General features: G+C 57.8%; 4 protein-coding genes. All 4 read right to left on the reverse strand.

Annotation, left to right across the window (positions count from 1 at the left end):
- Nucleotides 1-361: 361 nt before the first annotated feature.
- From NMG80_RS04515 to NMG80_RS04530, 4 genes are read right to left on the reverse strand one after another with little or no spacing between them, the layout of a single operon-like run.
- Nucleotides 362-1,924, reverse strand: coding sequence for an adenylate/guanylate cyclase domain-containing protein (locus NMG80_RS04515; RefSeq protein ID WP_254017028.1), 1,563 nt, complete (start codon nt 1,922-1,924; stop codon nt 362-364).
- A gap of 25 nt (nt 1,925-1,949) precedes the next feature.
- Nucleotides 1,950-2,321, reverse strand: coding sequence for a response regulator (locus NMG80_RS04520; protein WP_031255744.1), 372 nt, complete (start codon nt 2,319-2,321; stop codon nt 1,950-1,952).
- Nucleotides 2,322-2,369: 48 nt separating this feature from the next.
- A complete protein-coding gene (locus NMG80_RS04525; RefSeq protein ID WP_254017026.1) occupies nt 2,370-5,102 on the reverse strand; it encodes a response regulator in 2,733 nt (910 codons plus the stop codon).
- Nucleotides 5,099-5,860: a Tll0287-like domain-containing protein gene (locus NMG80_RS04530; protein ID WP_367185920.1), complete on the reverse strand. Its 762-nt coding sequence runs from the start codon at nt 5,858-5,860 to the stop codon at nt 5,099-5,101. Before NMG80_RS04530 ends, NMG80_RS04525 begins: the two co-directional genes overlap by 4 nt.
- Nucleotides 5,861-6,897: the final 1,037 nt, after the last annotated feature.

Raw genomic sequence — 6,897 nt, forward strand, 5'->3', positions numbered from 1 at the left:
CACCACGTGGATGGCCGGCATCCGCAACCCTTCACATAATCAGACTTGCGCGGCCATCGCTATAGAGGTCGCGTCTCGGACACGTTCCGGACGTATGGTGCCACGGTAGATCAGCACCCGTGTCGCGATAGCTCTGGCGTTATTCTCGACCATCACAGATGGATGAACTTCCGCTTGGAGATGCGGCGGAAGCACAGAAAGCCCGTCTCGACATAGGCCTCCAGTCTCGCCAGCAACCCATGACCTAAATTCGATATGGAGGGGTCGGGTGGTGGTAGCCAAGTCCGCCGAGCCTAACCCAGTCATGCTGTATGATGACACGGACGCTACTCGCTTACGCGTCGCTTGAGGAAATCAGACATCAGTGTCGAACGAGATAGGTCTCCATCTTGCCGACGCCTCTCAGTTCCACAGTGCAGCGCGGTTCTAGCTCCCAAGGGGCGTGCAGAGCGCGTCTGGTTGCCTCCGAGATTTGCATGCGGTCGGCTACGCCCTGGGACTCGAGCCGGCTTGCGATGTTCACGGTTTCGCCCCAGACATCATAAACGAACCGATGTCGGCCGATCAGACCGGCGATCACCGGTCCGGTGTGTACGCCGATTCGGACACGAAAACTATCGCTGCCCGACGCCAAGAGCCTCAACGAGTCCAGCATGGATTTTCCCAGCGCCACGGCCCTGTCGGCGTGATCGGCCGCCGGCTCCGGAAGACCACAAGCGGCCATATACGCGTCTCCTATAGTCTTGATCTTCTCCACGGAATGCTTCTCTGCCAGCGCGTCGAACATGCTGAACATCCGGTCGAGGCGCTTGATAAGGTCGGATGCCGGCAATTTCGCTGCGATAGGCGAGAATCCGACAATATCGGCAAAAAGGATGGTCACTTCCTCGAACCGGTCCGCAATGATCTCCTCGCCCCCTTGCAGCCGTGCAACGATTTGACCGGGCAGGACGGCATGTAGAAGCGAGTCGGCCCGCCGCTTTTCCGCCTCGATCCGCTGAAGATACTGGTGCTCGCGGTCGCGCCAACGCTTCTTCTCCAGACTGGAGTTGATCCGGGCGCGCAGCAGGACCGGATTGAACGGTTTAAGCAAGTAGTCGTCAGCTCCCGCCTCGATGCAGCGGACCACGGCGTCGACTTCGTTCAGCCCCGATATCATAATGACCGGGATGTGCCGCCACCGGCGCTCAGCTTTCAATCGCGAGAGCACCTCGATGCCGTTCATGTCCGGCATCAGTATGTCCAACAGAACAAGGTCGAATTCATATTCCGCAAGGCGGGTCAGCGCGGACAGGCCTGACTCGGCAGTGACTACCTGATGACCCTCGTGCAGCAAGCGGCGCGAGAGAAGATCGCGGTTACTGCAGATGTCGTCGACGACAAGTATTCTACCGTTGCGTGCTGAGAATGCATCGCGCTCCGTCTTGCCCAGCGCCCTTTCGAGCCCTGCTGCATCGATCTCTGCCTGATCCGTCGTCCACAGCCCTTCGTTGTCGCTGGCGCGCGATAGGCCGGCAATCGCATCGACATGCGCCAACAGCTCGGCCGCAGCCGCGAGCATCACCCTGACATCTTCGTCCAATGCGTGTTCGTGCAATTCTTCGGCTTCTTCAAGGATCATTTCGGAGTAGCCGATAATCGCGTTGAGTGGTGTTCGCAAATCGTGGCGCAATTTCGCCTCGATCTCGCGCCCTGAATGGTCCGGATAGTCGGCTTTGCCATGGATCAAGCTGTCGATGAGGCTGTTCAATTGCCGGGCAGCGGCGCCGACCCTCTCAATATCTGGAGTGATGTGCACCAGACTGTGGTTCTGCACCTGTTCTAGCAGCAGTTCCTGAAATCCCGAGATTGCCCGTGCTGGTCCAGCAAGCGTCTGCGCCAGATGGGCGGCTATTGCGTGGCGTTGGAACTCGTTGGCAGTCATGTCTCCAATCCGCCGACTCGGCGGCTCACGGATTTGCGGCAAGCAATTGTTCGATTTTCTGGACAAGCCTCGGCAGGTCCACCGGCTTGCTGTCGTAGTCATCGCAGCCGGCCTCAAGCGCCAATTCCCGATCGCTTGTCATAGCATGTGCAGAAAGCGCGATTATAGGGATCCCGGAGGTGGCCGGATCAGCCTTGATCCGCCGTGTCGCCTCCCATCCGTCCATCACGGGCAGGCTCATATCCATAAGGATCAGATCCGGTCTTTCCGAAATCGTTAGTTCCACGCCCGATTGTCCGTTTTCCGCAATAAGCACTTCGAACCCGCGCCGCGACAACCGCCGCGAGAGCATGTCGCGATTCATTTCGTTGTCTTCCACCAGAAGGATTCTCGTCATCTTCGGCCTCTCTAATGATGGGTCAACGAACTGAGATGCCGGGCCAACCTACTCGGCCGCGGAAATCTGGCGTTCGAGCGCCTTGACCAATTGAGACCTGCTGTTCGCGCCCTTGGTCACAACGGCAACCGCCCTATCGCGCAGCCATTCGAGCTCGTTCATCGACAGATCTTTCGAGGTAACTACGACCACCGGAATGTTCTGCAGCTCGGGCGTCTGCTGCATCTCACTCAATGTCTGAAACCCGTCCATTTCGGGCATCAGCAGATCAAGCACCACCAGGCGCGGCAACAACCGTTTCATCAGGCCAAGGCCGCGCACGCCGTCGCTTGCCTCGTGAACCCGCCAGTCCTTCTTGATCAGGATACGCCGAAGGAAATCGCGGGAGGCTTGGTCGTCATCAATTACAAGCACATCGCGGTTGCCACCGCCGCAAGCCTCAATTGTTTGAATCAGCTTCTCGGTGTCGATCGGCTTCGTCAGGTATTCAACCGCCCCGAGTGAGAGGCCGAGTTCGCGATCTGCAAGTATCGTCGCAAGGATCACAGGAATCTCGCAAAGCTCCCTATCGTTCTTCAGAGATCGCAGCACTGACCAGCCGTCCTGATGCGGCATGATGATGTCGAGAATGATCGCCGCGGGGCGATGCACTCGAGCAGCGGCTATGCCTTCCTCGCCGCTTGCTGCTTCGAACGATGCTAGTCCCGCCTCCGCCAAGGCGCTGGCGATGACGGTTCGAGCGGCTGGTTCATCATCTATGATCAGAACCGCCTTGTCTCGTGGCGGCAACGGCACAGCTTCGGAGGGGTGTTGCTCACTAGATTCTTTTTTGAACTCGGCTGGGATCTCCATTGTGAAGGTCGAGCCTTTTCCGAGTTCGCTCTCGACCTTTACAACGCCTCCGATCATTCGGCTAAAACTCCGGGTTATGCTGAGGCCAAGCCCCGTTCCGCCATAGTTGCGAGTGGTGGATGCGTCCGCCTGCGTAAAAGCGTCGAAGAGCCGTTCCTGCTGCTCCGACGTCATCCCGATCCCGGTGTCGGACACTTTGAATATCAGCCAATCGCCGTTTGGTCGCCTGTCGCGACGCACCGCGAGTGTTACTCGACCCCCTTCGGTAAACTTGGCGGCGTTGCTGAGCAGGTTAAACAGGTTCTGACGCAACTTCGTCTGGTCCGAATGCATTTTCCCGAGGTCGTCCTCGAGGTCCAGTACGAAACCGTTTCGGTTTTTCGCCATCAGAGGCGCGACTGTGGCCTGGACGTCGCGCATCAAATCGGCGACGTCGAACGTTTCCAAGAAAATTTCCATCTTGTTCGCCTCGATCTTCGACAAGTCGAGGATGTCGTTGATGAGGGCCAGGAGATGGCGACCAGCCGCGGCGATCTTCTCCAGTTCCGGAACGAATTCCACCATGTGCTGGTCGCTCGCATCTTCGATCAGCATCTCGCTGTAGCCAATAATCGCGTTCAGCGGCGTACGCAGTTCGTGGCTGACGGATGCGACGAAGCGGCTCTTGGCTTCATTCGTCGATTCAGCACGGCTCTTGGCGCGCTCGAGTTCGTCTTGTCTCTGTTTCAATTCCGTGATGTCGGTGTAAACGGCGACCGCGCCGCCGTCAGGCGTTTTTCGCCTGCTTACGCGAACCCATCTGTCGCCGAAGCGATCCTCACCGACGAAGCCCGCCGGGTCCTTGTGGATGTGTAACCGCTGGGCAATCCACTCCTCCGGCGACGCGCCCGCAAGGTCGACTTGCCCGCCCGCCAGGCGTTGCTCCAAGATTTCTTGGAAGCTTTGCCCAGGAAGAGAAGCTCGCGCATGGTCAGGGAAGAATTCGCAAAATTTGCTGTTGGCCAGGATGACCCTGTCCTGCGGATCGAATAGGACAAATCCGTCAGAAATTGCCTCAAGCGCCGCTGCGATCGTCCGTCTTTGCTGCTCCGCCTCGTCTTCCAGTCGTTTCTTTTCAATCGCGCCCGCGCGAAAAAGTCGAAGCGTCCGCGACATTGCGCCGAGTTCGTCGCCTCCCTCAATCGGTATTTCAATATCGTAGCGTCCTTGCGTCAGTTCGCCGATGACCCGGTTCAGCCGCCGTAACGGGCCAATGATCGAGCGAAGAACAAGGATTGTAAGAAGCGACCCAATCAACAGCACGATGACCACCAGAATGGCAGCGGTAGTCGCGGTTTTCTGGGCTAGCCTTACAGCCTCGTTGCGAGCAGCTTCTGCCTCGGCGCTCACTTGCTCGACAAGTTTGTTAAGGGCGGCATCGACATTTGTGCTGTGGGTTCGCGCCTCGGCCAGGAGAGCGTTTCCAATGATGCGGTTATCCTGAGTATAGCTGTCCGCCGCCTCTAGTGCCCTTTTGACGTAGTCATCGATCTCGACACGGATTTCCCTCACTGCATCGGGGGATAATTTCGAAAGGCCGTCCAGTTGGTCCAGCAGTCGCTCACGCGCCTGCTCGGCATTCCGCTGGGAGTTCATTAGCAAGCTGACCGACAAATCGGTGAGCCAGTATCGCAATTCGCCAAAGGTCACGTGCGCCGCAGCCGCAGTCGCCGCGAGATCGAACAATGCCTTAGTGTCTGCTGTGCGGTCGGCACTGCGATAAAGCGCCTGCGTGAGAAGGATGGAAGATACGATGAGACTGATGAGGCCGGCCGCTGTCAGTGCAGCTACGCGGGCCGCGATCGGCAGACTGGCAAGGCGACGTCCCAGGGATTTCGACGGCACCGGTATGGCTTTCACCTCGTGGGGTGTCTGTTCCAGGACGCTCATTTGAACAAGACGATGCTGATTGCGCCCCCCAGATCGCCGGCTTTTCCGCCCTCCTTGGGATATCCAGTTATGTCGATCTCGCCCTTCGGCTCGCCGTGGCAGGAAAGACACGACTCCGTATAGTATTCGGGCAGGAGCATTCGAAATGCCGGGCGTCCCTCCACCTCGGTCACGTCCGTGTAGGCTTCGCCTTTTGCTCTCTTCGGATCTGAAAAGACGCTTACGATGATGCTGGCTTCCCAAGCGTCCGGAAGAGATTTGCGGTTGCGCACGAGTTGCTCGGGCGCAGTCACGCGCACCAGAGCTTCGTTGCCAACCTTGGCGGCGAATTTCTCATTCAACAGACGCGCGAAAACGGCCGGCACGAAGCCCTTGAACCCGATCCCAGCGCGGTTGATGTCATCTTGCTGCTCGTCCACCACCTCCCGCATAGCCCCAATCTGGGCCTCAAGCAGACGCCGGTCGCGTTTGGTCAATTCGCCGGAAAACGGGTCCTGGCCGGTGTTTTTTGAGTAAACGGCGATGGCCTCGCTCGCAAACCGCTCGCTGTCGAGGTGCTTGTCGCCAAGTGCGGGATCGTTGATTAGTGTCTGATAGTTGGAGACAACGCTTCGCCCCGCGCGAAGCAATTCCGCAAGGCGGATTCCCATCGCGACATCTTCAGTAACTCCTGCTCCAATGGCAGCCGGCGCGAGGAACGCGCAACCGACAAGAGCAACGCCAATGCTTCTCCGCGCCAAGGTTGACAGGGCGAACATCTCCATCCCGTCGAAAGAAGCCAAAGAAAAAGTATAGCACGACGCAGGCCGATAGCGTAGCGACAAACGCACATGCGCAAGCGGGGAGAGAAGGAACGAAGCATCCGCCGCCCGTTCCAAAGCGGCCCTGGCCCGCAAACCCGTTTTTGCCGAACGTCTCTTGACCACCCTGGGTGGAGCACCGAGAGGGTTAGCGGTGGATTTGTCAAGCTTGCCGTTAAAATATAGCTTGCTAAAGCTAGAAAATTAGCTTTGAAATATATATTCGTTGTGTTCGAGCGCGACCTCACGCACCGTAAACTTAGCATAGCAATTGTTTGTAGAAGAAGATGATGGTTCTGGCCTTTGTTGTCGGCCGGCACAACCTATGCTTGTCATCTTGATCGCTTGATGAACCATAATCGCTGAAAGGAAACAGAACTATGTTACGAAAGACAATCAGCATTTAACCCTCGCCGGCGCGGTTGCAGTCGCTGCCGCCGCGGTGCGCCTGCCCAGCCGGACGAGACCGATAAGTTCGGAATTGAGACGAGTCAGATGCGACGTAACCGGTCCTTCTCGCGGTGAATACCGCCAGTGCCGTTCCGTGCCGTGTGTTCGAGCAGATGATTAAGGAATGACTTCGATGTGGACAAGTTTTCATAATGGCACCATTGGCTACATTCGCGGATGGTTCCGCCTTCGCGCCGAGCGAAAAGCTATGTGGATGATAACGGACGAGTTGAGCCGGTCACCGGATGACATTCTTAACGACATTGGTATCTCACGTGACGAAATCACGTGCGCTTTGTCAAAGCGTCCCAATCCGAGTTCCGGGTCGGGGCGGAATGCGGCCGGCCCATGATTTGTCCAGCCCACAGATCTGCCATGTCGCATGCCTAGGTCTCATTGTCCCCGCGGCGGCGAGTCGAACTGATCCCGAGTGATCACGGCGCTGGCCGATCTTACCTGCTCGCAGATCGTGATTCAGTGGCTCGTCGCTCCACGACTGCGCAACAATGACGGCATTCACCTCCGAGGACGAAGCCGCTCGCGCG

This window comes from Mesorhizobium escarrei (assembly GCF_935825525.1).
GTDB lineage: Bacteria > Pseudomonadota > Alphaproteobacteria > Rhizobiales > Rhizobiaceae > Mesorhizobium > Mesorhizobium escarrei.